Consider the following 24,292-nt stretch of genomic DNA (forward strand, 5'->3'; position numbering starts at 1 on the left):
TTCCATATATACACCATCATCCCATGTGCGTAGGACTAATGTGAACAACTACAAAGATATTCTAAAATCAAAAAATACTATTTTTATTATTACACTTATTGCAGGTATTGGACTTTTGACAGGCTTAGTCCTCCATCAAGAAAAAATCCAAGCAGAGAGAGGGAACGTTGCTCTCATCAAACAACAAAAAAATCAACAAGATGTCGAACAAGTAAAAAACGCCATTAAAGACTTCAATATTGATTCTGAAACCATTATAGAAGATTGGAAAAAAATTCAAGAATTAAAACTAACTACTGATGAAGGCAAAAAGACATTAGCAGACTTTCTCGCTTCTACTACCGATAAAGTCACAAATCATTATAGTGAAAAAGCTTTGAAATTAGATATAAAGGATTCTGATAGCCAGTTTCAAGATAAACAAACACTTGAGACAGACATCACTTCCTTGCAAAAAATAATAGACATCATTAAAAACATTAATTCTGCCAGCGACCAAGCTGCTCTTGAAGAAAAGATAAAACCAATTCAAGAACTAATCTCTAAATTCCAAAAACAAGTTGAAGTCTTGACCAAAAAAGAAGAAGAAAAAACTACCCAAACAGAAACGACTACTAGAGATGCCGGACTGGAAGCCAGCCGTTCAGAAGATAGTAGCTATATTCAAAGCTATCCAGAAACAAATGGAAGAATATCTAATTCCCAAGCACCTGCAACGGACCAATACTCAACTGATAGTGCTAGCAGTGGAGGAGATAATGGCGCTAATACAGGAGGTCAAACTGCTGATTCTTCAGGTTCTCAATCAGAGTCTAATAGCGATACAACCAATTCGTCTAACTAATAATCTAGATGGCGAAATCCCATAAACTTGTAAGTCCTCAACACCAATGTTTATAATGATCTCTCATCAAATGTAAACACACAAAAAGAGCCTTAAACGGCTCTTTTTTAGGGCTCTATGATATTTGTAGTAGGTAAATTCCCTATAGATATTATGGAGCCAATTATTGATAAAAACTTTAGTCATCTTCGTCTCTATAAAAATATTTTCTATACACCCTTGATAATATCAAAATTAATGCCCATATCGTACTGAGAGCTATAATAATAGAATTTATTGGATTTATTTCAGTATGTCCAATCACTAGTCCAATAATTGGACTAGTAGACATGCTTAGATATAATAAAAATGACAAAAAATGACTTTCACCAATTCCTGCAAAAAAATGTTTCATTTTAACTATCCCAATTTTACCTTTCGTCTTAATAATCCTCTAGCAAATCTATTGACTTCTCTTTTTTTGAAAAATCTTAACAATAAATTTACTCCACTTAAAGCCACTAAAATTTCAATCGTTATAATTTCTCCAAGCGAAAAATGCAAACTGAAAAAGTTCCTGCTAAAACACTATGCTCCCATCAAATAAAGAGTCAGCAAAAATAAAACAACCGAAATTGGCAGAAAAGCAGCACGATTTGTTTTACAAAAAATGGCATAACAAAGACTACCTATCGAAAACGTCATAATAACTTCAATAGTTATCTTTAGAGCAGGGTAATATATATTTTTAATAAAAAGAATTAAAAGGATAAAAAATACCAATGAACAAAGAACGGATTTGATATAAAATTTTAAATGAATCATAATTTATTTTTTAGATTCTACCTACTATAGATAAAATCACCTTTCTTATTTTCTTCTCATGATATCCACTTTAATGTCTTGATTAGAACTTCTGTGAATATAAATATGGTAAATGAAAAATCAGGATTCTAACTAAAAGCAATTGATGAAATAAGCAAATCTTACAGCAAATTAAATTTATCCAGAAGCTCTCATGTAATGATTTTAAATCCTAATGAATCTAACCAATGCAGATTTTATTTTGACAGTAGTTCTATAACAACTCTAAATAACACTGGGGTTGCTAGAATCAAAATAACCCCTGCCACAAAGACAATGATTACCCGAAATAGATCTTTATTTTTACGCATTGAAACAACCTCCAATCTATTATTTTCTAGCTACATGATACCTCTTATTTACTTTCTATATTCTTATGATACAATATATTTAATAGAATTCTATTTACTGTTAACTTTTTTCACGAAAAGGAGGAAATCATGCGCTATGATTTCGGGAAAGTATATAAAGACATACGTGAGTCAAAAGGATTGACACAAGAAGAGGTCTGTGGAAATAGCCTTTCAAGAACCAGCCTTTCCAAGTTTGAAAGTGGCAAGGCAACTCCCAAATATGAAAACATGGAGTTTCTTCTCCGTCAAATCAATATGAGTTTTGAAGAGTTTGAATACATCTGCCATCTCTATCAGCCAAGCCAGCGAACAGAAATCATGCAAACCTATCTCAATACGAGTTCCATCTTTGGTACCAGTAGTCTAGTCAACTTATTTGAAACATGCCAAGACTATCTCAAGGTCCATCACGATCTCCCTATAGAGGAAATCAGAGATATGCTGGAAGTTGTTATTTATATCCGTCAACATGGAACAGGACAGCTTTCAATCCAAGTGGAACAAACGGTCAAAAAGCTTTGGGAAAAAATTGAAAAACAAGATACATGGTATGAAGGTGACCTAAAAATCCTCAATACCATACTTTTTAGCTTTCCCATCGAACACCTCCACCTCATCACTGAACAAATCTTGCAGCGCTTGGAAGAATATAAAAACTATCGACATTTATATGAATTACGAATGACAATCCTACTCAATCTGTCCACCATTTACTTGTACAATCAAGATAAAAATACCTGTCAACAAATCTGTTACACCTTACTAGAGGATGCCAAGAAAAAGAAAAGATACGATATTTTGGCAATCACTTATGTTCGAATAGGTATTTGTACTAGTAATGATCATCTTATTCAAAAGGGCTTCTCCCTTCTGGAGTTAACTAATGAAACCTCAATGCTATCTCACCTCAAAAAGGAAGTAGAGACCTGTTATCAAGCAAAGGAAATATAAAAAAGTCGAGGAAATCCCTCGACTTTTGCATCTTATTCTGCTAGTTAGTTCTTAGTACCAACCGTTGTTAAGCCAGAAGTTCTTAGCAGCTGCCCATGAACCGTAACGTCCTGCAACGTAAGCATCTGCTACACGTTCTTGGTTTTCAGCTGAGTAGTCACCGTTCAAGTATGAATCTGTCAATTGGTAACGTCCGATGTAACGTCCGTTTGTAGCTGTGTAGCTACCACCTGATTCTTTTTGAGCGATCCATTCTTTAGCTTCTGCTTCAGATCCGCTGACGGTTGAAGTTGATGCTGAAGTTTCTTCTGCTACAGTTACGCTTGCTGCTGGCGCTTCATAAGTTGTTGCTTCAGAAGCTGCAGGTGCTGCTACTGGAGCTTCTGCTGGCGCAGCTGAAGTAGTTGCAGTTGCTGGTGCTTCACCATCAATAACCAATACTTGGTCTACATAGATCAAATGAATATCTTTAATCTTATTTTTTTCTGCCAATTTTTCAACAGTTGTATTGTATTTTTCAGCGATTCCTGATAGAGTGTCACCTGATTTTACTGTGTAAGTTGTTGTTTCTTGTGCAAAAGCAAGTGATGGTGCAAGGAAAGCAAGTGCTGCTGCTACTCCTACAAGTCCTGTTTTAATTTTGTTAGTTGTTGATTTCATATTAAAAGATTCTCCTTCTTTCTTATATTTCCATCATACCCTACTATTATTACTATTTCTTGACGGTTTTATGTAGAAATGTTACAAGACTATGTTTTATTTCACTTAAATAGCCTCTTTTTGTTACAAAAGGCTTGATTTTAGAGGCTTTATGGGGTTTTTAGATATTTTATCATGGAATTGAGCGCTTGCATCTAATCTTTGATATAATAGAGTTAAGAATCTTTTTAAGGGGAAACAGATGCAATCACTTCGTTTTCAATCTGTCTTTGATATTATTGGGCCAGTCATGATTGGCCCATCTAGTAGTCACACGGCAGGAGCTGTTCGTATTGGGAAGATTGTCTCTTCCATTTTTGATGATACTCCGACAGAAGTCGAATTCCAACTATTTAACTCATTTGCCAAGACCTATCGTGGTCACGGGACAGACCTAGCCCTTGTTGCTGGTATTTTGGGCATGGATACAGACGATCCAGAAATTCCAAATAGTTTAGAAATCGCCCACAAGCGTGGCATCAAAATAGTATGGACTATCCAGAAAGACAGTAATGCCCCTCACCCAAACACTACGAAAATCACTGTTAAGAATGAGCACAAAACCATCAGTGTAACAGGAATTTCAATCGGGGGTGGTAATATCCAAGTGACAGAGCTCAATGGTTTTGCAGTATCCCTCAACATGAACACTCCTACCATCATCATCGTTCATCAGGATGTTCCAGGTATGATTGCTCACGTAACAGAGGCCCTCTCTCGCTTTGACATCAATATCGCTCAGATGAATGTAACTCGCGAAAAAGCTGGCGAGAAAGCCATTATGATTATCGAAGTTGATAGTCGCAACTGTGATGAATCTATCGAAGAAATTCGCAAAATTCCTCATCTGCACAATGTCAATTTCTTTCAATAGGAGAAAATATGTTTTACTCTATCAAAGAATTAGTCAAACAAGCCGAAATTGATTTTCAAGGCAATGTTGCTGAACTCATGATTACGACCGAGTTTGAGCTAACCGGTCGTGAACGCGAAGAAGTCATCCTTCTCATGGAGCGCAACCTTGAAGTCATGAAAGCTTCCGTTGAACTTGGACTCAATGAGAATAAATCTCGTAGCGGTTTGACAGGTGGTGACGCTGCCAAACTAGATCACTACATCAAAAAAGGAAAGACCCTATCAGACTTCACTGTCTTGTCTGCCGCCCGTAACGCTATCGCCGTTAATGAACACAATGCCAAGATGGGTCTTGTTTGTGCGACACCGACCGCAGGTAGCGCAGGTTGTCTTCCCGCAGTTCTCACATCTGCTATTCAAAAACTCAATCTAACTCATGAACAACAACTAGACTTCTTATTCGCTGCAGGTGCTTTTGGACTCGTGATTGCTAACAACGCTTCTATCTCGGGAGCCGAAGGTGGCTGCCAGGCCGAAGTCGGTTCAGCTTCAGCCATGAGTGCCGCTGCCCTAACTCTAGCTGCAGGTGGAACACCTTATCAAGCGAGCCAGGCTATCGCCTTCGTTATCAAAAACATGCTCGGCCTAATCTGTGACCCCGTTGCAGGTTTGGTTGAAGTTCCTTGTGTCAAGCGGAATGCCATGGGAGCAAGCTTCGCCTTCATCGCAGCCGATATGGCTCTGGCTGGTATTGAATCCAAAATTCCAGTTGATGAGGTCATTGACGCCATGTATCAAGTAGGATCTAGCTTACCAACTGCCTTTCGTGAAACTGCTGAAGGGGGACTCGCTGCCACACCTACTGGTCGTCGCCTCCAAAAAGAAATCTTCGGCGAATAATTTCAAAATAACTAGGAGAGTATATGTCATCAATTTCCGCTATTTTTTTCGATTTAGATGGAACGCTCGTGGACAGTTCTATCGGCATTCACAATGGTTTCACCTATACCTTTGATCAACTGGGAGTGACAAGCCCTGATGCCAAGACTATTCGTGGTTTTATGGGGCCTCCGCTAGAAACCAGCTTTGCCACCTGCTTACCAACTGAGCAGATTGAGCAAGCTATCCAGCTTTATCGCTCCTACTATAAAGAAAAGGGTGTTTACGAAGCTCAGCTTTATCCTCATATCAAAGATTTACTGGTAGAACTAGCTAAACAGTTTCCTCTTTATATCACCACGACAAAAAACACCCCAACCGCTCAGGATATGACTAAAAACTTTGGAATCTATCATTTCTTTGATGGCATTTATGGTTCCAGCCCTGAAACTCCACATAAAGCAGATGTCATTCGCCAAGCCTTGCAGGCACATCAACTAGCACCTGAACAAGCCATCATCATCGGTGATACCAAGTTTGATATGCTGGGAGCTCAAGAAACTGGCATTCAGAAATTGGCCGTCACTTGGGGATTTGGAGAGCAAGCAGACTTGCTAAACTATCAACCTGATTATATCGCCCACAAACCCTTAGAAGTTTTGGAGTATTTTCAATAACATAGACTGGGCAACGACTCCATTCCAGAAGAAAATGAGGCAAGCTTCTACATAACAAAACGCATATTACCAAGGCTCTTCAAGACCTGATAATATGCGTTTTTCTTTTTTATTCAACGTGGGTTGTTTGATTAGCAAAGGCGATAATGGCTTGCTTCAATTCATCTCCACTGAGAGTTCGGAACTCTTCAATTTTTTGATCGATGGCTTCTAGAGGCATGACATTAACCTTACCAACGAAAATCTTATCCATAACTTGGTTATCAACAAGCTCGGTTGATACCAAGAGTTCTTCGTAGAGTTTTTCACCTGGACGGATTCCAACTTCAACGATTGGAATTTCGCTCTCAGTGTGTCCACTTAGAAGCACCATTTTCTTGGCTAAGTCATAAATTTTGACTGGTTTGCCCATATCAAGGATAAAGACTTCCCCATCTTTGGCGTAGGCACCAGCATGGATAACCAAACGGCTAGCTTCTGGAATGGTCATAAAGTAACGAGTCATGCGGAAGTCTGTCACCGTTACAGGCCCACCTTCAGCAATCTGACGTTCAAAGACTGGAATCACACTACCACGGCTACCAAGAACATTCCCAAACCGAACTGCACAGTAGGTAGATTGGCTACGTTGGTTAAAGCCAGTGACAATCAACTCAGCCACGCGCTTGGTTGCTCCCATAACATTGGGGGGATTAACCGCCTTATCTGTCGAAATCATAACCATCTTAGGTACTTTGGCTTCATCAACAGCCTTAGCAACATTGTAAGTTCCACGGATATTATTTTTGAAGGCTTCTTTTGGATTGCGCTCCATCATAGGAACATGCTTGTGAGCAGCCGCATGATAAACAATAGCTGGCTTGTACTGCTCAAAGACTTGCAACAAACGGTCATAGTCTTGAATGTCTGCGATAACTGGCACATAATCAATCCCTTGGAACTTACGAATCAGCTCATGATAAACAAGGTAGATTGAGTTTTCCCCATGACCGAGCAAGACGATGCGTTCAGGATTGAAGCGACTAACTTGGCGACAGATTTCAGAACCGATTGAACCACCAGCCCCTGTGACTAATATGGTCTTACCTGTCAGTTCTGCGCCCAGACGCGATTCGTCAAGACGAATTTCCTGACGACCCAAAAGGTCTGTGATATCAATTTTCTGGAATCCTCCACCTGCTTGGTGAAGTCCCTGAACAACGGTTTCAACCTTAGGCATCTTGTAACACTTGACACCCAGCTTATTACACATCTGCAAGATACGCTCATATTCTGACGGGTCAAGAGACGGAATCGCAACGATAACACGTTCGATTTGATGACGTTTGGCTAATTCAGGCAGACTATCATAAGAGCCTAAAACAGGGATTCCACCAAGTTTTTGACCCTTTTTCTTAGCATCCTTATCTAAAATACCGACAAGTTCCAAATCACTGGTTGGATGTTGGTAACTATCCATAAAGAGAGCACCACCATCACCAGCACCAATCAAGAAAGTACGGCGGTGTTCTCCATCACCACTGCCTTTTTTGCGTCTAGAGTAGATTAACTGCCAAGTAATCCGTGGCAATAAAATCAAAAAGGTACTCAACAAGATAAAGAGAATGATGAAACGGATTGAAAAAAGTGGCAAGAAGGCATAGCAGATACTATATGACAAGACACTGCTCGCAGTCACGCCAAAAAAGATTTTCATAAAATCCGTAATCTTGCTGTAACGGCTGATACTAGCATTCAACCCCCAAAATCCAATCATGATTTGATAGAAAAGGAAGGTCAAGCTAGTATAGATGACATAGTCCACAGGAGCTGGATTGATCAATCCATAAAACAAGATGTAAGAAACAATGATTGAGGAAATCATGCTGGCAGCATCAAAAACCCCCCAAAAGACTTGTTTTTGTTGTTTATTTAACACTTCAACCAGATCAATTACATAATCTGTCATTTTTTTATTCATGTGAATGGTATCCTCCTACACAAAATCACATTTTCTAGTAATTACAAGACGTTTTTTTAACTGATTAGCTATTTGCTTTTTCTCAATAGTTTTAAAAATATAAACTGTCGGACAAATCCTGGACAGAGGGCAACGACAACTTGGATTAAAACACTTTTCAGATACTCGCCATAAGAAATCTGTCCACGCGTGTGCATTCTTTGACGTGCTTGGCGATAGAGTTTAAGATAGCGAAGGCCACCACGGCGTTCAAACATCCCCGCTCCCACGCGAACCTTACAAAGAATCTGATCCACATTTCCAGTTCGAGCACCAGCGCTAATCATATTAAGCCAAAGCAAATCGTCTTCCATATAGAGCCCATCTTCGTAGTTACCTGCCTTGAGAACCATCTCTTTTTTAAACATAACTGTCATATGATTAAAGGCACTTCTCATACGTTGGTAGGCGACAATCTCTTCGTGCTTGATAGGAACGCGACGATAGGACACGATTTCATCAGGTTGGTCAATAAATTCTGCGATATGACCTCCCAGCAAGTCCAAGTTTTCCTTTTCCATCAAATCAAACTGTTGTTCGAAACGATCTTCGACAGCAATATCATCTGTATCCATACGAGCAATGACGTCATATTGGCACTGTAAGACACCGTACTGTAGTGCCAAGCCCAAGCCACGGTTTTGCTCCAGTGGACAACGTTTGATTGGAATACTTGACTGTGCTGCCAACTTTTCCAACACTTGATATAGTTCAGGTGTCAGTAGACCGTCTTCAACGATAACCACTTCACTAGGTTTGAGCGTTTGATGTAAGATACTTTTTACAGCCTCTTCCAAAAAGACAGGATTTTCTTTGATGTAGACTGACATCAAGACGCTAAATTTCCTATTTTCAGACACAGTTTTTCTCCAATGTATATATTTTCTTTCACTATTTTATCACAATTTTTCAGACTTTCCTATTTTTATTTGAATCCCAGAAAAAAACTAGTAAATATATTGTCCTTATTTTCTATGATTTCTATCGGCTACGTAGCGAATCACGTCAGGTCAACTTGACATCTTTAGGAAAAAAAATTAAAATAAGCTGTTATCAAAATCAGTTTATTGAGGTGCACATGAACAAACGATCACTCTTTTTTATTCTAGGAATTATCTTAATCGGAGCGGTCTTGAGAGCTCCTTTCACAGCTTTACCAACTGTTTTGGGAGATATTGCCCAAGGTTTAGGCGTGGAAGTTAGTTCACTTGGTGTTTTGACCAGTCTCCCTCTCTTGATGTTTGCCCTCTTCTCCTCTTTTGCGACTCGTTTGGCTCAAAAAATTGGACTCGAGCACCTTTTCACCTATAGTCTTATCGTCTTGACTGTGGGTTCAGTGATTCGTATCTTCAATCTCCCCCTTCTCTATCTGGGAACCTTACTCATCGGAGCTAGTGTCGCTATTTTTAACGTACTTCTTCCTAGTATGATTCAGGCAAACTACCCACAAAAGATTAGCTTCCTGACAACGGTTTATGTGACGACTATGGGAATCGCGACAGCACTAGCCTCTTATCTATCTGTCCCAATTACTCAGGCAACATCTTGGAAGGGCTTGATTCTCTGCCTATCCTTGGTCTGCCTACTAACCTTATTCGTCTGGTTCCCCAACCATGGCCACAATCATTTCCTAGAAAGGCATGAAGAGAAAAAAGAAAAAGAGAATATCCTAAAAAGCAAGCAAGTTTGGGCTATTATTGTCTTCGGTGGACTACAGTCCTTACTCTTCTATACCAGTATGACCTGGTTACCAACCATGGCCATCAGTGCAGGGCTAGCTCATACGGACGCTGGTCTTCTGGCTTCTATCTTTTCACTGATTAGTATCCCCTTCTCGATGACCATTCCAAGTCTCACAACTCGTTTGTCCAATCGTCACCGTCAAATCATGTTAACAGTCATCTCTCTGGCTGGTATGTTAGGAATTGCCATGCTTTTATACCCAAGCAATAGTTTCCTTTACTGGTTAGTAGCGCATCTCTTGATTGGTACTGCTTGTAGCGCTCTTTTCCCTTACCTCATGGTTTGTTTCTCCATCAAAACCAGCTCTCCTGAAAAGACAGCCCAATTATCTGGACTTGCCCAGACCGGAGGCTACATTTTGGCAGCCTTTGGACCAACTCTCTTTGGTTACAGTTTTAACATGTTCCAGTCTTGGGTTCCAGCGGTACTGATTCTTCTAGTAATTGATATCATCATGACAATCGCCCTCTTTATGGTAGATAAAACTAAGAAAATCCTCTAAAAAGTTTTTGGAATTTACCACAGATAAACACACTTTTCAAGCCAGACTGAGTCTGGTTTTTTATATGAGTATATGTTTAAAAAGCATCATACATATACTAGGAGAAAAATATGGTTTTTGATATAATAAAATATGTAGAAACTAATTATGAAACGAAAAGGCAGATTAGTTTGAACTAGCAATAATTACTATTTCAAAGTGAGGGCATAGTATGGATGAACAGAAATACAATTTGGAACAAAGTATAGCAGAGGTAGATAGATTAGTTGACTTATCAGCAGACCAGACAGATAAGACTGCCTGTGAAGATCTAGCAGAAAAGGCAAGAATAATTTATGAGAAATTTCCAGAATCTGAAGAGATTGCTTTGCAGTATGCCAGGATTTTGCTCATTTTATCTACCAAGCAGACTGTGTTGAAGGAACTGGAGACTACTGCTAAAAAATTAGAGAATTTGCAACAAAAATTCCCTGAATCACATGATATAGCAGAAGCATTAGCTGGGACTTTGCTCCTTTTATCATTCGAGCAGACTGTATTGAAGGAACTAGAGACTACTGCTGAAAAATTAGAGAATTTGCAACAAAAATTCCCTAAATCGAATGATATAGCTTTGCACTATGCTAGGTTTTTGTTCATTTTATCAAGCAAGCAGTCTGTATTAAAAGAACTCGAAGCTACTGTCGAGAAATTACAGAGATTGCAGCAAAAATTTCCTGAATCGCATGATATAGCTTTGCACTATGCTAAGATTTTAGTTAATTTATCAATCGAGCAGACTGTGTTGAAGGAACTCGAAGCTACTGTTGAGAAATTACAGGAATTACAGCAAAAATTCCCTGAATCGCATGATTTATCTTTGCAGTATGCTAAGATTTTAGCTAATTTATCAATCGAGCAGACTGCGTTGAAGGAACGGGAGGCTACTGTTGAGAAATTACAAGAATTGCAGCAACAATTCCTTGAATCGCATGATTTAGCTTTGCACTATGCTAGGTTTTTGTTCATTTTATCAAGCAAACAGACTGTGTTGAATAAACTTGAGATTGTTGCTGAAAAATTAGAGAATTTGCAACAAAAATTCCCTGAATCACATGATATAGCTTTGCCGTATGCCCTGGTTTTATTTAATTTATCAAATAAGCAGACTAAGTTAAAGGAACTAGAGACTACTGCTGAAAAATTAGAGAATTTGCAACAAAAATTCCCTGAATCACATGATATAGCAGAAGCATTTGCTAGGACTTTGCTCCTTTTATCGTTCGAGCAGACCGTATTGGACGAACTGGAGACTACTGCTGAGAAATTACAGGAATTGCAGCAAAAATTCCTTGAATCGCATGACATAGCTTTACAGTATGCTAGATTTTTGTTCGTTTTATTAATCAAGCAGACCGAGTTAAAGAAAATCGAGGCTACTGTCGAGAAATTAGAAAAATTGCAGCAAAAATTTCCAAAATCCGAAGAAATTGCTTTTATATATAGCACGGTCTTAGCAAGCTTATTTGAACACCAAACAGAGTTAAGTGAACGTCTGCAAACCACAAAAATAATTAAAAAACTCTATGAACAGTTCTCCAAATTTATGTTACAAAATTTTGATGATCTATTTTTTCATGATGATAATGTTTGTTATAGAGAGGAGTACAAGCTATTCAACTTTATCCTAAAAGAAGGTCTTTTAAAGAATACTAAATATGCTATTTTACAAACATGGGTAAAACGTTATAAAGAAGACTCGAGTGAACTAAAGAACTTGCTATCTATTTATCAACTTGTTCAAAAAATCAAGTATCAACTTGGGCTAAAAGACGAAGATAAAAATCAGATGCTTAAATTCGGTCACTACACCAAGGGAAGCACTCTCCAAATTATGTTAGATCAAGAGGAGAATGAAAAGAAGAAAAGTACTTTTTCGGTATCTGGGAAAACTCGCTTGTATAATGCTAATTATATGAATGATCCTGAAGAAGGAATCGTCATAGAAAAGATATTAGGTTTAGATAGACGAGATATCTTAGAACCAAGCTCATGGTTTTTAATGAGTTTTACAAACAAAACGGATGATCTGGCCATGTGGTCCCAGTATGGTGATGATGCCAAAGGTGTTTGTCTAGTACTTCGTGAAGAGGATTTTTCTAGATTTACTTCCTTCAATGATGTTTCGTGGCGTCAAGAAAAAAACATTTTAGAATTCTCTGATAAGATGTATTTACTGAAATCTGAATTAAATAGTGGTTTTGAAAAATCTATCTCTCGGAGTGAAAGCGAAAATTCAGTCGATACTGTTAATGATGAAGGAACTGAACCGAATTCTGTAGAAAAAGCTAGTGATTCAAAAGGGAATCGTGATTATCTCTACCGAATTGCCTATGTTAAGCATATAAAGGAAAATTTAAAACTAGAACGAACTGAACTATTTGAGAAGTCGGAAATAGAAGAATTAGAAAAATTGTTGAATAGTTTAAAAGAAAAACTAGATATCGGTTCAAAAGTCACGGAGGAGAACTATCAAAATGCTATTTCTGAATGTATCGAAGAAATTCGCTACTTATTTAAATCTGTCGATTACAAATATGAAAACGAACTGCGCATCTTACGCTATGCTAACCTAGACCCAAGTAATGAGGAAATCAAAATTGACAAAACCTCTGGGGTAGGTAAACTTTATGTAGAACGAAAAAATTCAATTCAAATTGAGGAGGTTATTTTCGGACCTAAGTTTCCAAATCCTGAATATGTAACTCCTTTATTGAAACTTTTGGATAAGGATATTAAGTATAAAAAATCTACGATAAAATTCAGATAAAGTTCTCAAAAAAATCCTCTAATCTTCTAGTTTTCACTAGGAGATTTTTTATATATAAAAATTTTACACATATTACTTGACAGGGCTTACAAATAGATGTATGATGTATGTGTAGAATAATTATATATAAAATTTTTACATACTAAAAAAGGAGGTGCCCCATGTATTTTCCAACATCAGCGGCTTTGATTGAATTTCTCATCTTGGCCATCCTAGAACAAGGGGATTCCTATGGTTATGAGATTAGCCAAACCATTAAACTCATTGCCAAAATCAAGGAATCTACCCTCTACCCCATCTTGAAAAAACTGGATACCAACCGCTATCTGACTACATACTCTCGCGAATACCAAGGTCGGATGCGGAAATACTACTCCTTGACAGAGATTGGGGAGGAGCAACTATTTGTACTCAGAGAAGAGTGGACACTCTACACTGACACTATCAACGGCATCATAGAAGGGAGCATTCGCCATGACAAGAACTGAATATTTGAATCAGCTTGAAGCCTATCTGATGAAGCTTCCTCAATCTGATCGCATTGAAGCCATGGATTACTTCAAAGAACTCTTTGATGATGCGGGTCCAGAAGGTGAGGAGGAGCTTATCGCTAGCCTGGGAAGTCCAAAAGAAGCTGCCCATGATATCCTGACTACACTTCTTGATAAGAAAATCAACGAAGAAAATTCCAGTAAGAACGACCGCCATATTTTACGCATCGCTCTACTAGCCCTTCTTGCAGCTCCTATCGGCATTCCGGTCGGAATTGCTCTTCTCATGGCTATCATCGGGATTTTTATCGCTGCTGTCAGCGTACTTATAGCCTTCTTTGCTGTATCAGTAGCTGGACTAATCCTAGGAGGCGTTCTCCTATTTGAAAGCTTCTACGTTCTGGCTGAATCGACATCTGCTTTTATACTGATTTTTGGTGGAGGTTTACTAGCTATTGGAGCTTCATCTTTAGTTCTGCTGGCAACGTCCTATGTAACACGTTTCTTTGGATTACTAGTCCTTCGACTTATCCAATGGATTCTTAATAGAGGAAAGAGAGGTGAAAGACATGCGTAAATGGACAAAAGGATTTCTTATCTTTGGTGTTGTTACCAGTATCATCGGTTTTTCCATGATGATCATCGGCATCCAAACAGACGGAGTCAGAAGCCTCCTTGCAATGTCTCAAAATCCAGTATTTGAAAGTCGAATGGAAGAACTCGTTTTTGATCAAGATATCGAAAACCTTAACATCTCACTGAAAGAACATTCGCTCGTCATTACGGAGTCAAACGATGATAAGATTCACCTTCAGTATCACCCGACCATCTCTGAAAAAGAAAATCTTCAACACTCTATCAAAGAGAAAAGTCTTGAAATAACTGATACCAAATCAACTACACGTCGCTCTATAGGTTCTAGTATCGAAGGTATCCTCTTTATCGCAAGCGGAATTTCTAGCCGCAATGATGAAGTTGTTCTCTCATTACCAAGAGAAAGAGAATTAAAAAATCTAACTGCCCAGGTAAACCATCGTATCCTTTCAATTGCCAATACAAAACTCAGCAATGCCAAGATTCTGTCAAATGGCTATCTTCTTCGTATCACTGATAGCGAGATTAAAAATAGCCAACTGATCACAACTGGAATTGTCAATGTATTTGAAACCAGTCTAACAGATAGTCGTATCCAAGCAGACCATCAACATATCACTGCAGACGATATCCAAGTGCACGGTAGAGTGGAATTCGAGGCAAGAAAAGATATCTCACTCGAGTTATCCCAAAAGGAACTTGAGCGAATCAATGTTGAGTTTTCTGCTGAACATGGTGATATCTATCGCTGGCATCGAGACAGACGTGACATACATACGGGAGGTAGTAAAGGTGAAGCATTAGCGAACCCTTACAAAACAGAAAAAAAAGATACGCAAGATCTCCTCGTCGCAAAATCGAATCAAAGTATCTATTACCCATAATAAGATCGCTTGCTTTCTTATAGAAATCATGAATAAAGACAACTAGTAGTTACTACTCAAAAATTAATCAAAAAAGGGAGGTCTATTATGACTCAAGAATGGTTTGAAAGTGCTGATTTCGAAAAAACAGCCAACAATGATAAAAAAGATAGCCCATCCGACTCAGTTCTCCTTGAAGAAGATACAGAGACAAGAGAAGAGGCGCCAGTAGTTGAGGAAAATCCTCAAGCCAACCCAGAAGATAAGGAAACTAGTGAGGAAACTGTAGAGACTGAAGAGCTCGCTGAAAAATTAGAAAAGATAGACGAGTCAGAAGAACCTGTTAAAGAAGCTTCTCAGAAAAGTCAATCTTTGACTAGCAAGTCTTTGGAAAGCCCATTTTTACCAGATTCTGCATCTACAAAAACAGCAGTATTTGCAGTTTTCAAAGAAGAACTGGCTGATCTTTGGGTTTGGCTACAAGGAGCCCTTAAAGAACCGACAGCAAGCATTGATACAGATAAAAAACATAGTTATAATGCCTTTGCGCTACTGACTATCTTTTCTGCTCTTAGTTTCTTCTGTGCGATTTATCATATTAAGCATGACTACTACGGCCATATGGCGGCTATCAACTCTCATGCCATCGAGCAGTTCCCTTCACTGAATCTCTTTTCTATCTTCTCCATCTTGGTAGCGACAAGCTTATTCTTCTTTTCTATCCTTATGGGTGGATTCGTAGTTAAACGTTTTGTCAATCAGGACAATGACTGGACACTGGAAAAAGCCTTGCAAGAGTATAGCAGACTCTTCGCCCTTCCTATCCTGCTCACGGGTATTGCCAGTTTCTTTGCCTTCTTTAATAGTCTACGTTTTGCGGCTCTTCTTTGCCTCATTAGCATTGGTCTCGTACTTCTTGCCAACCTCTATACCATCTCAAGACCAAGTAAAGATAGCCAAACTGACTCCTTCTATCGCCTTCTCTTAGCATTTCTAGTTAACGGTGGTATCCTATTTCTCTTCTTCCTAGCAGAAATGACTCTGGTTTTTGAATATCTACGAATCCTAGCTTTTATGTAAGATAAAGGTAGCGAGATAGAAAGATATTAGCTTTAGAGGATCATTACTATAAAATTTTAAAAACAAAAAAAGCGAACAAGACAGAATTCTGATAATCAGAAAACTAATCTTGTCCGCTTTTTAACTTTATAGAAACTTTTGTCACAGATTCCTTATTTATCTATTTGCTAAAGCTTCAAAATCCTCTCCTGAAACTGGTCCTACCACTATTTGGTTGGCATCCAAATCCTGACAAAGTTCCTTTGGAAGAGCTTCTAAGAAGGTTTGATAATCCAGTCTAGCTACTGCTTCATAATCTTCTAGTTTTGAGCCATCCCCAGAGATTTTTACCAAATCAATCTCCCAAACAAGTTCCTTGCCTACCAATTGCTCAACATAAGGAGCTGGAATCACCGGTTCTTTTGGCAAAATAGTCTTTACTCCTTGAGCCAGGTGGTAGATTCCATGAACCTTACCCTCACTATCTGGGTAGAATTTAGCACTTGCAGGGTAAGCATCTGACCCTTGAACCCTCTTAACTAGCTCTTCAAAACGTGCCAATCCATCTTCTTCTAGGAAACTTTCTAAATCCTTCTTATCAAAGTAAATAGTTGATAGAATTCCTTGGCAAAAGGCCAAACGAGTATCCTTGTCAGCTAAATAGTTTTTAACAGTTTCTTGGAAATAAAGATTCAAGTCGAAGTCCTCAATACCTTCAACTGCTTCTCCTATCTTACTAGAAAATGCTCGCAAAAAATCTTCTACAATTTCCCAGTCAGCTCTTGTGATAAAATCAGGAATAACAACTTGATAGCCTTTCTTGCTATCTTCATAGCTAACTTTAAAGAGAAATTGAGACTTGCCTATGATTCCACACTCGATATACTCAAGGCGATTGAGGGATTGACGAAGATAGACAGCATCATAACTATGTGACTCTAAGCCATCTACTAGGGCCAAGACTGACTTAGCTGTTAAAATCTCCTGTTGTCCTAAAATACTTTGTTTATTTGGAATAAAAAATGTTTTCACCATAAATGGCCTCATTTGAAATCGTTTACATATAGTATACACCATTTTCCTGAAAGATGCAGAAACAAATTTAAGATTTTTTGGTCAAAAGCATAGAAAAACAGCCCGTCAGGACTGTTGATACTATTATACGACTTCAGAATGATCTAGATTCTCACCAATCGCTGCTAAACGCTCGATAACTTGATCTTGCGTTAATTCATGTTCCAAAACATAGCGATTACGTGGGTGAACACGGCACTCGTGTGAGCAACCACGGAGATATTTATCTTCGTTGTCTTCTGATGCCAAGATACGACGGTTACAGAAGGGATTTCCACAGTTAACATAACGTTCACATGGTGTTCCGTCAAACCAGTCTTTCCCTACGATGGTTGGGTTAACATGGTTAACATCGACTGCGATACGCTCGTCAAAGACATACATTTTCCCATCCCAAAGTTCCCCTTGAACTTCTGGATCTTTACCATAAGTGGCGATTCCTCCATGCAATTGACCGACATCTTTGTAGCCTTCACGAACCATCCAACCAGAGAATTTCTCACAGCGGACTCCACCAGTACAGTAAACTACGACGCGCTTGTCCATGAACTTTTCCTTGTTATCACGGACCCATTGTGGCAATTCACGGAAGTTGCGGATATCTGGACGAATAGCCCCACGGAAGTGACCAAGATCGTACTCGTAGTCATTCCGAGTATCAAGGACAACTGTATCTTCATCAAGAAGAGCTTCTTTAAATTCTTTTGGAGACAAGTAAGCACCCGTTGTCTCAAGTGGATCGATGTCGTTGTCAAAGTCGTTGTCTTCCAAACCAAGGTGGACAATCTCTTTCTTGTAGCGAACAAACATCTTCTTGAAGGCTTGTTCACTTTCTTCGTCAATCTTGAACCAGAGGTCTTCCATACCTGGAAGGCTGTGAACATAGTCCATGTATTTTTGCGTGGCCTCATAGTCACCAGAAACAGTTCCATTGATCCCTTCGTCAGCGACTAGGATACGACCTTTGAGGCCGATTGACTTACAGAAAGCCAAGTGGTCTGCAGCAAATTGTTCCGCGTTTTCGATGGGAACATATTTATAGTAAAGTAAAACTCGAATATCTTTTGACATGTGCTTCTCTTTTCTAAGATTAAATTATCAGAATTTTTCATTCAACTATTCCAGTATACTCTCCCAAGAAAGCGAATGCAATTTATTTGACCGAAAATTGAAAACAAGACCATTTTCAGATCTTGTTTCAACTAAATATTCGGTGAAGAAAAGTTAACAAAAATGGCAAGGTTGCTACAATATTATTAATCACATGGACTGCATAGCCAGGATAGATACTCTTGGTATAACGAGTTAATCCAGCACAACATACTCCAAATGTCGAAAAAACAAGAATATCTAAGAAATTTGGAAAGCTAGAAAAGTGAGGAAGAGCAAACAAAACCGAAGGAAGAATCAGGTCAAGTCCAAGCTTCGAATCTTTAAAGAAGGCGTGTTGGAACAAACCCCTATAAATCAACTCTTCCATCAGAGGGCCTAGGAAAAATAAAGTCAGGTAGATACCCAATTCAGCAAAATTTGTCTCACTATAGCCGATTAGTACAGCCCAGCCTTCAGAGGTTGACTGTACATGTTTTGCCGTTTGAAAATTAAAAGATATGCAAAGTACAGTTACGAAAACCGTCAAAACTGTGTACCATAGCCATTTTTTCTTTGGAATAACAAAAAGGTAGCCATGTCCTGTCTTGACTAAAATCCATATCATGAGGCCAATAAAGACAAGACTAATAAGATTTTTAATCCAGAAAAAATTCCCAATCTGAGAAGAAAATTGCCAGTAATTTTGGACCACAAGTGTTAGCTGAGAGAGTCCATATACGAAAAATAAGTAAGATAAGATTGCACTGATTTTAAAGAGTAGATGGTATTTTTTCATATGTCGGTGTCCAACGTTATATGTAAGAGTAAATATCTGATTTTAAATACAGATAATTATATGTAAACACTTTAAAAAGAATCACCACCTCGTCTGGAAAAACCAGACAAGGCAGTGATCGCTCTTTTTAGGAATGAATACACGAAATCAATTGTTCTTGCGATTATTTGCTTTTCAAGAATTCGTCGTATTGTTTTTGCATTTCATCCAATACTTTTTGGTAAGCACCTTCAGATTTCAATTTTTCCATCAATTCTGGAATAGCTTTTTCTGGGTCTACAGTACCAGTGTTGATAGCTGTATCGAATTGTTGCATAGTGTTAGTGATAGCTGAGATTTCAGATTTCACGTTGTCAGTGTTAAAGATGAATCCAAGCGCTGGAGATTCTTTTGCAGTTTCCAAGTCTTTCTTAGATTGTGCAATTTGTTCATCTGTAACGTTTTCGTTGATGTAAAGGATCCAGTTGTTACCAGTGTTCCATCCTGACATGTGAGTGTTTCCTTTGTATCCGTCAAGGACTTTAACACGGTTTTCTTTACCTGCAACTTTTTCCCAGTTCTTGCCTTCTGGACCGTAAACAAGGCCGTTCAAGAGTTCTGGATTAGTGTTCAAGAGATTCAACACTTCCATTGCTTTTTCTTTGTTCTTAGAGTTGTTTGAGATTACAAAGTTAGCAACTTGAGTTGTTTGGTTTTTCTTGATGAAGTTAGTAAATGGTTTGATTTGGATGTCTCTGTTAGCAACACGAGAAAGTAAGCTGCTACCGTAGTCAGCTGGTCCTACTGTCTCTTCACGAACAAACCAAGTATCTTGAGTAAGGTCATATGAAGTATCGCTAGTTGCTACGTCTTTTGGAATGTATCCTGCTTCATAGAATTTGTGAAGAGTCTTCAAGTGTTCTACGAAACGAGGAACTTCGTAACGGTTAACGATCTTAGTAGTATCGCCTGCAAGGTCGATGACAAATGGAAGCCCGTTTGCAACTGGGTAGTCAAAGTTTTCTGATGGGATAAAGTTTTTACCAACAGCGAATGGCATTACATCTGGAGCTTTTTCTTTGATTTGTTTCAATACTGGTTCAAGTGTTTCGTATGAAGTTACACCTGAGATATCGATTCCATATTTTTCAAGAAGTGGGCCGTTGAAAGCAAAGTTTTGTGAAGATGCAACGTTAGCCGCAACTGGAACTGAATAGATTTTACCGTTTACAGTGTTACCTTTGATGTAAGCTGGGTCAAGAGCTTTGTAAAGGTCAGCTCCTTCTTTCTTGTACAATTCTGTCAAGTCAGCATAAGCACCTTTTTGAGCGTTTACGACGTAGTTATCTGCAAATGCGATATCATAGTTTTCACCTGATGAAGTGATAACTGACATTTTCTTACCGTAGTCACCCCAACCAAGGTATTGGATATCCAATTTAGCGCCAACTTTTTCTCCGATGATCTTGTTTGCATTTTCTAGCAATTCATCCAAGTTATCTGGTTTGTCACCGATTTGGTACATTTTGATAACAGTCTTGTCACCTGATGCTGAGTCAGCAGCTTTTTGGCTGTTTCCTTTAAGGTTTCCACAAGCAGCAAGGCTAGCAGCTAAAGCTACAAGGCTAGCAGATGCAAAAGCATATTTTTTCCAGTTTTTCATTATAAAAACTCCTTTTTTTATTTTTAAAGTTATTAACAAGTTGAAATTGTTGATTTTCCTTAACTAGAAAAATCAGGGCTAGGGGAGAAACAAGGTTTCTCAGATTTCCTTATTCTTTAACACCACCGATGGTCAAACCTTTTACAAAGTAGCGTTGGAAGAATGGATAGAGAATCGCAATAGGTAGGGTTGCAACTACAACCATGGCCATACGAGGCCATACGACCTGTTTCCTTTGGTAGGGCAACTGCAAGTTGTCCTGACATACCAACTGACTTGGCAATGTAATCCATGTTGTTTTGGATTTGCATGAGCAAATATTGCAATGGATACAAGTTATCACTCTTGATGTAAAGAAGGGCGTTAAACCAGTCATTCCAGAATCCAAGCGCTGTCAATAGTGTAATCGTTGCGATACCTGGTAGTGAGAGCGGCAAGCAGATTTGGAAGAAGATACGAGCTTCACTAGCTCCATCGATACGAGCTGACTCGAGGATTGCTTCTGGGATGGTCTTCTTGAAGAAGGAACGCATCAACATGATGTTGAATGGCGATAGAAGCATCGGAACGATCAAGGCCCAAATAGTATCACCAAGGTGAAGCAATTGAGTCACTACGATATAGCCTGGTACCAAACCAGCATTGAACAACATACTGAGAAGAGCGAAGATTGTAAAGAATTTACGATACTTAAATGTTGAACGTGAGATGGCATAGGCGTAAGTTGTTGTGATAAAGACGTTTGTCAATGTCCCAACTACTGTTACAAATACTGAAACAAAGAGCGCTTGTAAAATCTTATCTTTGAACTGAGTTAAAAACTCAAAACCATCTAATCCAAATTGTGATGGGAAGAAGCTATATCCATGTTGAATGATACTCTTCTCATTTGTAATTGAGATAATGATAACAAAGATGAAAGGCAAGATACAAGAGAAGGCTAGCAAACCAGATATGATACTAAAGAAGATATCTGCTTTCTTGCTGAAGGAGTGTATGCCAACATTATCAATTTTTGCTTTTTGAACTTTTTTTGCCATATGCTCCTCCTTTCTAGAATAGGGCTGAGTTAGGATCTACACGTCGTGCTAGTAAGTTTGATAGGATAACCAAAATCAAACCAACGACTGACTGGTAGAGACCTGCTGCTGAAGCCATACCGATATCTGCTGTCTGAGTCAAACCGTTAAAGACATAGACGTCTAATACGTTTGTTACACTATAGAGCTGACCAGCATTGTGAGGGATTTGGTAGAAGAGACCGAAGTCTGCACGGAAGATGTTTCCGACTGCAAGGATGGTCAATACTGTCACAAGTGGTGTTAACTGAGGGATGGTTACATTGCGGATACGTTGCCATTTGCTAGCACCGTCCACTGTTGCTGCTTCGTAGTAGGTTGAATCGATACCCATGATTGTTGCATAGTACATAACACTACTGTATCCAAAGCCTTTCCAAATACCTAGGAAAAGGAGAAGATAAGGCCAGATACTGATGTCAGCGTATAAGTTAATCCCCTTCATGCCAAGAGCTTCCAAGGTGTGGTTGATGACCCCTTTATCGATGTTTAGGAAAGCATCTGTAAATAAACTGATGATAACCCAAGATAAGAAGTAAGGGAACAACATAGATGTTTGGTAGATTTTAACCATTTGCTTAGAGCGAAGTTCACTAAGGATAATGGCAATACCAACCGATACAATCAAACCGATAAAGATGAAGCCAAGGTTGTAAAGAACAGTATTTCGAGTGATAACAAAGGCATCTTTTGAACTAAACAAGAACTTGAAGTTGTCTAATCCGACCCATTTACTATTTATAATACTGTGGACAAACCCTTCGCCAGTCATTCGGTAATCTTTGAAGGCAACCACATTTCCAAATACCGGGATGTAGAAGAATAAGATCAACCAAAGTGTACCTGGTAGAACCATTAAGAGAAAAATCCAGTTATCTCTCAAGGTTTTTGAAAACTTGTTCATAATTTCCTCCCTTTTTATTTTTCTAAAACTTAATAATCTCACAATTTTTTAGATTTGATAACGTTTACAATAAGAGTATACTCTTATTTTAAGGATAGTTTAAACTACTAATTATAGAAAAAACTCCACAAATTATTTTATGTGGAGAACTTTTTTATATAAGAAGGATGTTTCACGAGAAACGCCTTACTTGCAAGAGGAGTTGCCCATCTCTACTAATTGAAAACTCCTTCCAATATCGGTTGGTGAAATTCAACAAAATGAATCTGGGCATCTATAATAGTACCTGCTTCGTTTTGATTAATCTCTGGTTGCCCCTCAGTATGTAAAATAGTAGGGCGACCATCCTTATAGCCAAAGAGAATCACTTCTGTCCCTACTTCATTCACATAACAGGCCAAGATTTCAAATCGTTTTTCTCCAAGACCAGCAGTATAGCCATGCCATTTAAAAGTATATTTGACTCCATCGACTTGCCCAAATTGCATAATCTGATCCGGAACTGCAAGCACATAATAGCGACCATATGTTGCTAGGCTAGCCGACTTATATCTTTCACCACTACTATCCGAGTAGGATTCCATGACTATTTTTATCTTGTCTATTAGAGCACTATAGTCTGTATCTGGCTCATTCTCTCTAGTGACACTTGTTTTTAATAGAAATTCCTTAAAGCCTTGTGCTAAATCTGTGTTTTCAGTCTCTTCAAAGTTTGCAGCACTGATAGTTTCTAACGTCTTATCGGCATGTAAGACCTGTGCTTGCCCATCTTTCAGTGTAAATAAGTAGAAATGTTTGTCCTGATTGTCATAGTAGGCATCCAAAACCAAGTAATCATAGGCATTGTCACTGGATACCCCGAAAATATTCCATATGACTCTTTTCTGAGAAACAGTCGTTGTTTCTAATTTTTTGATGAATTCATTTTTTTGGTCAAAGTTTCTATGCTCTAGTCTATAATAGGACTGTCCCATAGAAGCAGCCCAGCTTGCAAACTCTTCCTGCCACTTTTCAGTCTTGTATTGGATTAGCTTCTGAAAATCCGAGTAGTTCTTCATAATCAAGGCTTGGTCAGTCGGATTAGATTGCTGGAGTTCTTCCATAGCTACAACGGTAGCAGACACGGGTGATTGAACACTTGTATCTTTGGCTTCTTTTTCGTGCGCAAGAGCCTTTTGATAGGAATCCGCTAGGTAATGAAAATAGTTGGTTACTTCCTTGGTTTGTTGCTCTCTTGATGTTGACTGACTAGTTACGCTATCTTCTGTCGCCTTGTGGCAAGCAGATAAAACTAGCACACTCGCACCTAGGACTAGTAGTAGCTTTTTCATGATCAAACCTCCAAACTATCCTTATACTCAATGAAAATCAAAGAGCAAACTAGGAAGCGAGCCGCAGGCTGTACTTGAGTACGGCAAGGCGAAGCTGACGTGGTTTGAATTTGATTTTAGAAGAGTATTATACCTTCATTATACTCCTTCCCAACCTCCAAATCAAAAAACATCTCCATTTATTTAAAAGGAGATGTTTGGCTATTTGTGATA

Annotated in this window: 21 protein-coding genes and 1 pseudogene; 11 read left to right on the forward strand and 11 right to left on the reverse strand. The window is 38.6% G+C overall.

Features of this window, described 5'->3' with window-relative positions; translation table 11 throughout:
* Positions 1 to 40 precede the first annotated feature (40 nt).
* Complete coding sequence (locus tag ADF68_RS04970) at positions 41 to 844, forward strand: hypothetical protein (protein ID WP_049548859.1); 804 nt, start codon at positions 41 to 43, stop codon at positions 842 to 844.
* 178 nt (positions 845 to 1,022) lie between these two features.
* Here the strand turns inward: ADF68_RS04970 and ADF68_RS11410 are convergent, their stop codons facing one another.
* Positions 1,023 to 1,238: a hypothetical protein gene (locus ADF68_RS11410; RefSeq protein ID WP_080979380.1), complete on the reverse strand. Its 216-nt coding sequence runs from the start codon at positions 1,236 to 1,238 to the stop codon at positions 1,023 to 1,025.
* Between the two features lie 889 nt (positions 1,239 to 2,127).
* Between ADF68_RS11410 and ADF68_RS04975 the strand changes: the two genes are divergently transcribed.
* A complete protein-coding gene (locus ADF68_RS04975; RefSeq protein ID WP_049548860.1) occupies positions 2,128 to 2,991 on the forward strand; it encodes a helix-turn-helix domain-containing protein in 864 nt (287 codons plus the stop codon).
* 51 nt (positions 2,992 to 3,042) lie between these two features.
* On the opposite strand, the gene ADF68_RS04980 is transcribed toward ADF68_RS04975, so the two are convergent.
* The gene (locus ADF68_RS04980; protein WP_049548861.1) at positions 3,043 to 3,651 is read right to left on the reverse strand and encodes a LysM peptidoglycan-binding domain-containing protein; all 609 of its coding nucleotides are present in this window, start codon (positions 3,649 to 3,651) and stop codon (positions 3,043 to 3,045) included.
* A 241-nt stretch (positions 3,652 to 3,892) separates the two neighbouring features.
* On the opposite strand from ADF68_RS04980, the gene sdaAB reads away from it, so the two are divergent.
* Genes sdaAB through ADF68_RS04995 form a run of 3 tightly spaced genes read left to right on the forward strand, consistent with a single transcriptional unit; the run spans position 3,893 to position 6,101 of the window.
* Positions 3,893 to 4,564, forward strand: coding sequence for an L-serine ammonia-lyase, iron-sulfur-dependent subunit beta (gene sdaAB / locus ADF68_RS04985; protein ID WP_001191178.1), 672 nt, complete (start codon positions 3,893 to 3,895; stop codon positions 4,562 to 4,564).
* Between the two features lie 8 nt (positions 4,565 to 4,572).
* Positions 4,573 to 5,445, forward strand: a complete 873-nt coding sequence (gene sdaAA, locus ADF68_RS04990; RefSeq protein WP_049548862.1) for an L-serine ammonia-lyase, iron-sulfur-dependent, subunit alpha — start codon at positions 4,573 to 4,575, stop codon at positions 5,443 to 5,445.
* 23 nt (positions 5,446 to 5,468) lie between these two features.
* Complete coding sequence (locus tag ADF68_RS04995; RefSeq protein WP_049548863.1) at positions 5,469 to 6,101, forward strand: HAD hydrolase-like protein; 633 nt, start codon at positions 5,469 to 5,471, stop codon at positions 6,099 to 6,101.
* Between the two features lie 109 nt (positions 6,102 to 6,210).
* On the opposite strand, the gene ADF68_RS05000 is transcribed toward ADF68_RS04995, so the two are convergent.
* Together ADF68_RS05000 and ADF68_RS05005 are read right to left on the reverse strand one after the other, a co-directional pair.
* The gene (locus ADF68_RS05000; RefSeq protein WP_049548864.1) at positions 6,211 to 8,061 is read right to left on the reverse strand and encodes a polysaccharide biosynthesis protein; all 1,851 of its coding nucleotides are present in this window, start codon (positions 8,059 to 8,061) and stop codon (positions 6,211 to 6,213) included.
* Between the two features lie 68 nt (positions 8,062 to 8,129).
* Positions 8,130 to 8,930 (reverse strand): glycosyltransferase, encoded by an 801-nt coding sequence (locus ADF68_RS05005; protein ID WP_414716170.1) that lies wholly within the window; start codon positions 8,928 to 8,930, stop codon positions 8,130 to 8,132.
* A gap of 248 nt (positions 8,931 to 9,178) precedes the next feature.
* Between ADF68_RS05005 and ADF68_RS05010 the strand changes: the two genes are divergently transcribed.
* From ADF68_RS05010 to ADF68_RS05035, 6 genes are all read left to right on the forward strand, one after another.
* Positions 9,179 to 10,345: a CynX/NimT family MFS transporter gene (locus tag ADF68_RS05010; protein ID WP_049548866.1), complete on the forward strand. Its 1,167-nt coding sequence runs from the start codon at positions 9,179 to 9,181 to the stop codon at positions 10,343 to 10,345.
* A gap of 211 nt (positions 10,346 to 10,556) precedes the next feature.
* Positions 10,557 to 13,154: a DUF2971 domain-containing protein gene (locus ADF68_RS05015; RefSeq protein WP_193388989.1), complete on the forward strand. Its 2,598-nt coding sequence runs from the start codon at positions 10,557 to 10,559 to the stop codon at positions 13,152 to 13,154.
* Positions 13,155 to 13,315: 161 nt separating this feature from the next.
* The gene (locus ADF68_RS05020; RefSeq protein ID WP_006149048.1) at positions 13,316 to 13,642 is read left to right on the forward strand and encodes a PadR family transcriptional regulator; all 327 of its coding nucleotides are present in this window, start codon (positions 13,316 to 13,318) and stop codon (positions 13,640 to 13,642) included.
* Positions 13,629 to 14,222 (forward strand): DUF1700 domain-containing protein, encoded by a 594-nt coding sequence (locus ADF68_RS05025; RefSeq protein WP_049548867.1) that lies wholly within the window; start codon positions 13,629 to 13,631, stop codon positions 14,220 to 14,222. Before ADF68_RS05020 ends, ADF68_RS05025 begins: the two co-directional genes overlap by 14 nt.
* The gene (locus ADF68_RS05030) at positions 14,215 to 15,123 is read left to right on the forward strand and encodes a DUF4097 family beta strand repeat-containing protein (protein ID WP_049548868.1); all 909 of its coding nucleotides are present in this window, start codon (positions 14,215 to 14,217) and stop codon (positions 15,121 to 15,123) included. The genes ADF68_RS05025 and ADF68_RS05030 overlap by 8 nt, the downstream gene beginning before the upstream one ends.
* An 87-nt stretch (positions 15,124 to 15,210) precedes the next feature.
* Positions 15,211 to 16,182 carry a DUF6574 domain-containing protein gene (locus tag ADF68_RS05035; protein ID WP_049548869.1) on the forward strand — a complete coding sequence of 324 codons (972 nt, stop codon included), beginning with the start codon at positions 15,211 to 15,213 and terminating at the stop codon, positions 16,180 to 16,182.
* A gap of 156 nt (positions 16,183 to 16,338) precedes the next feature.
* On the opposite strand, the gene ADF68_RS05040 is transcribed toward ADF68_RS05035, so the two are convergent.
* The 7 genes and pseudogenes from ADF68_RS05040 to ADF68_RS05070 all read right to left on the reverse strand — a co-directional run bounded on the left by ADF68_RS05040 (position 16,339) and on the right by ADF68_RS05070 (position 24,079).
* Positions 16,339 to 17,196, reverse strand: a complete 858-nt coding sequence (locus tag ADF68_RS05040) for a DUF4299 family protein (protein ID WP_049548870.1) — start codon at positions 17,194 to 17,196, stop codon at positions 16,339 to 16,341.
* A 123-nt stretch (positions 17,197 to 17,319) separates the two neighbouring features.
* The gene (locus ADF68_RS05045) at positions 17,320 to 18,306 is read right to left on the reverse strand and encodes a rhodanese-related sulfurtransferase (protein ID WP_049548871.1); all 987 of its coding nucleotides are present in this window, start codon (positions 18,304 to 18,306) and stop codon (positions 17,320 to 17,322) included.
* Between the two features lie 127 nt (positions 18,307 to 18,433).
* Positions 18,434 to 19,123: a CPBP family intramembrane glutamic endopeptidase gene (locus tag ADF68_RS05050; RefSeq protein WP_049548872.1), complete on the reverse strand. Its 690-nt coding sequence runs from the start codon at positions 19,121 to 19,123 to the stop codon at positions 18,434 to 18,436.
* Between the two features lie 163 nt (positions 19,124 to 19,286).
* Positions 19,287 to 20,765, reverse strand: coding sequence for an ABC transporter substrate-binding protein (locus ADF68_RS05055; protein WP_049548873.1), 1,479 nt, complete (start codon positions 20,763 to 20,765; stop codon positions 19,287 to 19,289).
* 109 nt (positions 20,766 to 20,874) lie between these two features.
* A pseudogene (locus ADF68_RS05060) lies at positions 20,875 to 21,805 on the reverse strand (carbohydrate ABC transporter permease).
* 13 nt (positions 21,806 to 21,818) lie between these two features.
* Positions 21,819 to 22,748, reverse strand: coding sequence for an ABC transporter permease (locus ADF68_RS05065; RefSeq protein ID WP_049548874.1), 930 nt, complete (start codon positions 22,746 to 22,748; stop codon positions 21,819 to 21,821).
* A 215-nt stretch (positions 22,749 to 22,963) separates the two neighbouring features.
* On the reverse strand, positions 22,964 to 24,079 hold the full coding sequence (locus ADF68_RS05070) for a DUF4767 domain-containing protein (RefSeq protein WP_049548875.1): 1,116 nt from the start codon (positions 24,077 to 24,079) through the stop codon (positions 22,964 to 22,966).
* Positions 24,080 to 24,292: the final 213 nt, after the last annotated feature.

Origin of the sequence: Streptococcus pseudopneumoniae (assembly GCF_001068775.1) — a bacterium.
Lineage (GTDB): Bacteria > Bacillota > Bacilli > Lactobacillales > Streptococcaceae > Streptococcus > Streptococcus pseudopneumoniae_N.

Bases quoted from the DNA above. Each gene is read 5' to 3' on its own strand.
- ADF68_RS11410 (WP_080979380.1), bottom strand. From the start codon at position 1,238: ATGAAACATTTTTTTGCAGGAATTGGTGAAAGTCATTTTTTGTCATTT.
- ADF68_RS04975 (WP_049548860.1), top strand. From the start codon at position 2,128: ATGCGCTATGATTTCGGGAAAGTATATAAAGACATACGTGAGTCAAAA.
- ADF68_RS04980 (WP_049548861.1), bottom strand. From the start codon at position 3,651: ATGAAATCAACAACTAACAAAATTAAAACAGGACTTGTAGGAGTAGCA.
- sdaAB (WP_001191178.1), top strand. From the start codon at position 3,893: ATGCAATCACTTCGTTTTCAATCTGTCTTTGATATTATTGGGCCAGTC.
- sdaAA (WP_049548862.1), top strand. From the start codon at position 4,573: ATGTTTTACTCTATCAAAGAATTAGTCAAACAAGCCGAAATTGATTTT.
- ADF68_RS04995 (WP_049548863.1), top strand. From the start codon at position 5,469: ATGTCATCAATTTCCGCTATTTTTTTCGATTTAGATGGAACGCTCGTG.
- ADF68_RS05000 (WP_049548864.1), bottom strand. From the start codon at position 8,061: ATGAATAAAAAAATGACAGATTATGTAATTGATCTGGTTGAAGTGTTA.
- ADF68_RS05005 (WP_414716170.1), bottom strand. From the start codon at position 8,930: ATGTCAGTCTACATCAAAGAAAATCCTGTCTTTTTGGAAGAGGCTGTA.
- ADF68_RS05010 (WP_049548866.1), top strand. From the start codon at position 9,179: ATGAACAAACGATCACTCTTTTTTATTCTAGGAATTATCTTAATCGGA.
- ADF68_RS05015 (WP_193388989.1), top strand. From the start codon at position 10,557: ATGGATGAACAGAAATACAATTTGGAACAAAGTATAGCAGAGGTAGAT.
- ADF68_RS05020 (WP_006149048.1), top strand. From the start codon at position 13,316: ATGTATTTTCCAACATCAGCGGCTTTGATTGAATTTCTCATCTTGGCC.
- ADF68_RS05025 (WP_049548867.1), top strand. From the start codon at position 13,629: ATGACAAGAACTGAATATTTGAATCAGCTTGAAGCCTATCTGATGAAG.
- ADF68_RS05030 (WP_049548868.1), top strand. From the start codon at position 14,215: ATGCGTAAATGGACAAAAGGATTTCTTATCTTTGGTGTTGTTACCAGT.
- ADF68_RS05035 (WP_049548869.1), top strand. From the start codon at position 15,211: ATGACTCAAGAATGGTTTGAAAGTGCTGATTTCGAAAAAACAGCCAAC.
- ADF68_RS05040 (WP_049548870.1), bottom strand. From the start codon at position 17,196: ATGGTGAAAACATTTTTTATTCCAAATAAACAAAGTATTTTAGGACAA.
- ADF68_RS05045 (WP_049548871.1), bottom strand. From the start codon at position 18,306: ATGTCAAAAGATATTCGAGTTTTACTTTACTATAAATATGTTCCCATC.
- ADF68_RS05050 (WP_049548872.1), bottom strand. From the start codon at position 19,123: ATGAAAAAATACCATCTACTCTTTAAAATCAGTGCAATCTTATCTTAC.
- ADF68_RS05055 (WP_049548873.1), bottom strand. From the start codon at position 20,765: ATGAAAAACTGGAAAAAATATGCTTTTGCATCTGCTAGCCTTGTAGCT.
- ADF68_RS05065 (WP_049548874.1), bottom strand. From the start codon at position 22,748: ATGAACAAGTTTTCAAAAACCTTGAGAGATAACTGGATTTTTCTCTTA.
- ADF68_RS05070 (WP_049548875.1), bottom strand. From the start codon at position 24,079: ATGAAAAAGCTACTACTAGTCCTAGGTGCGAGTGTGCTAGTTTTATCT.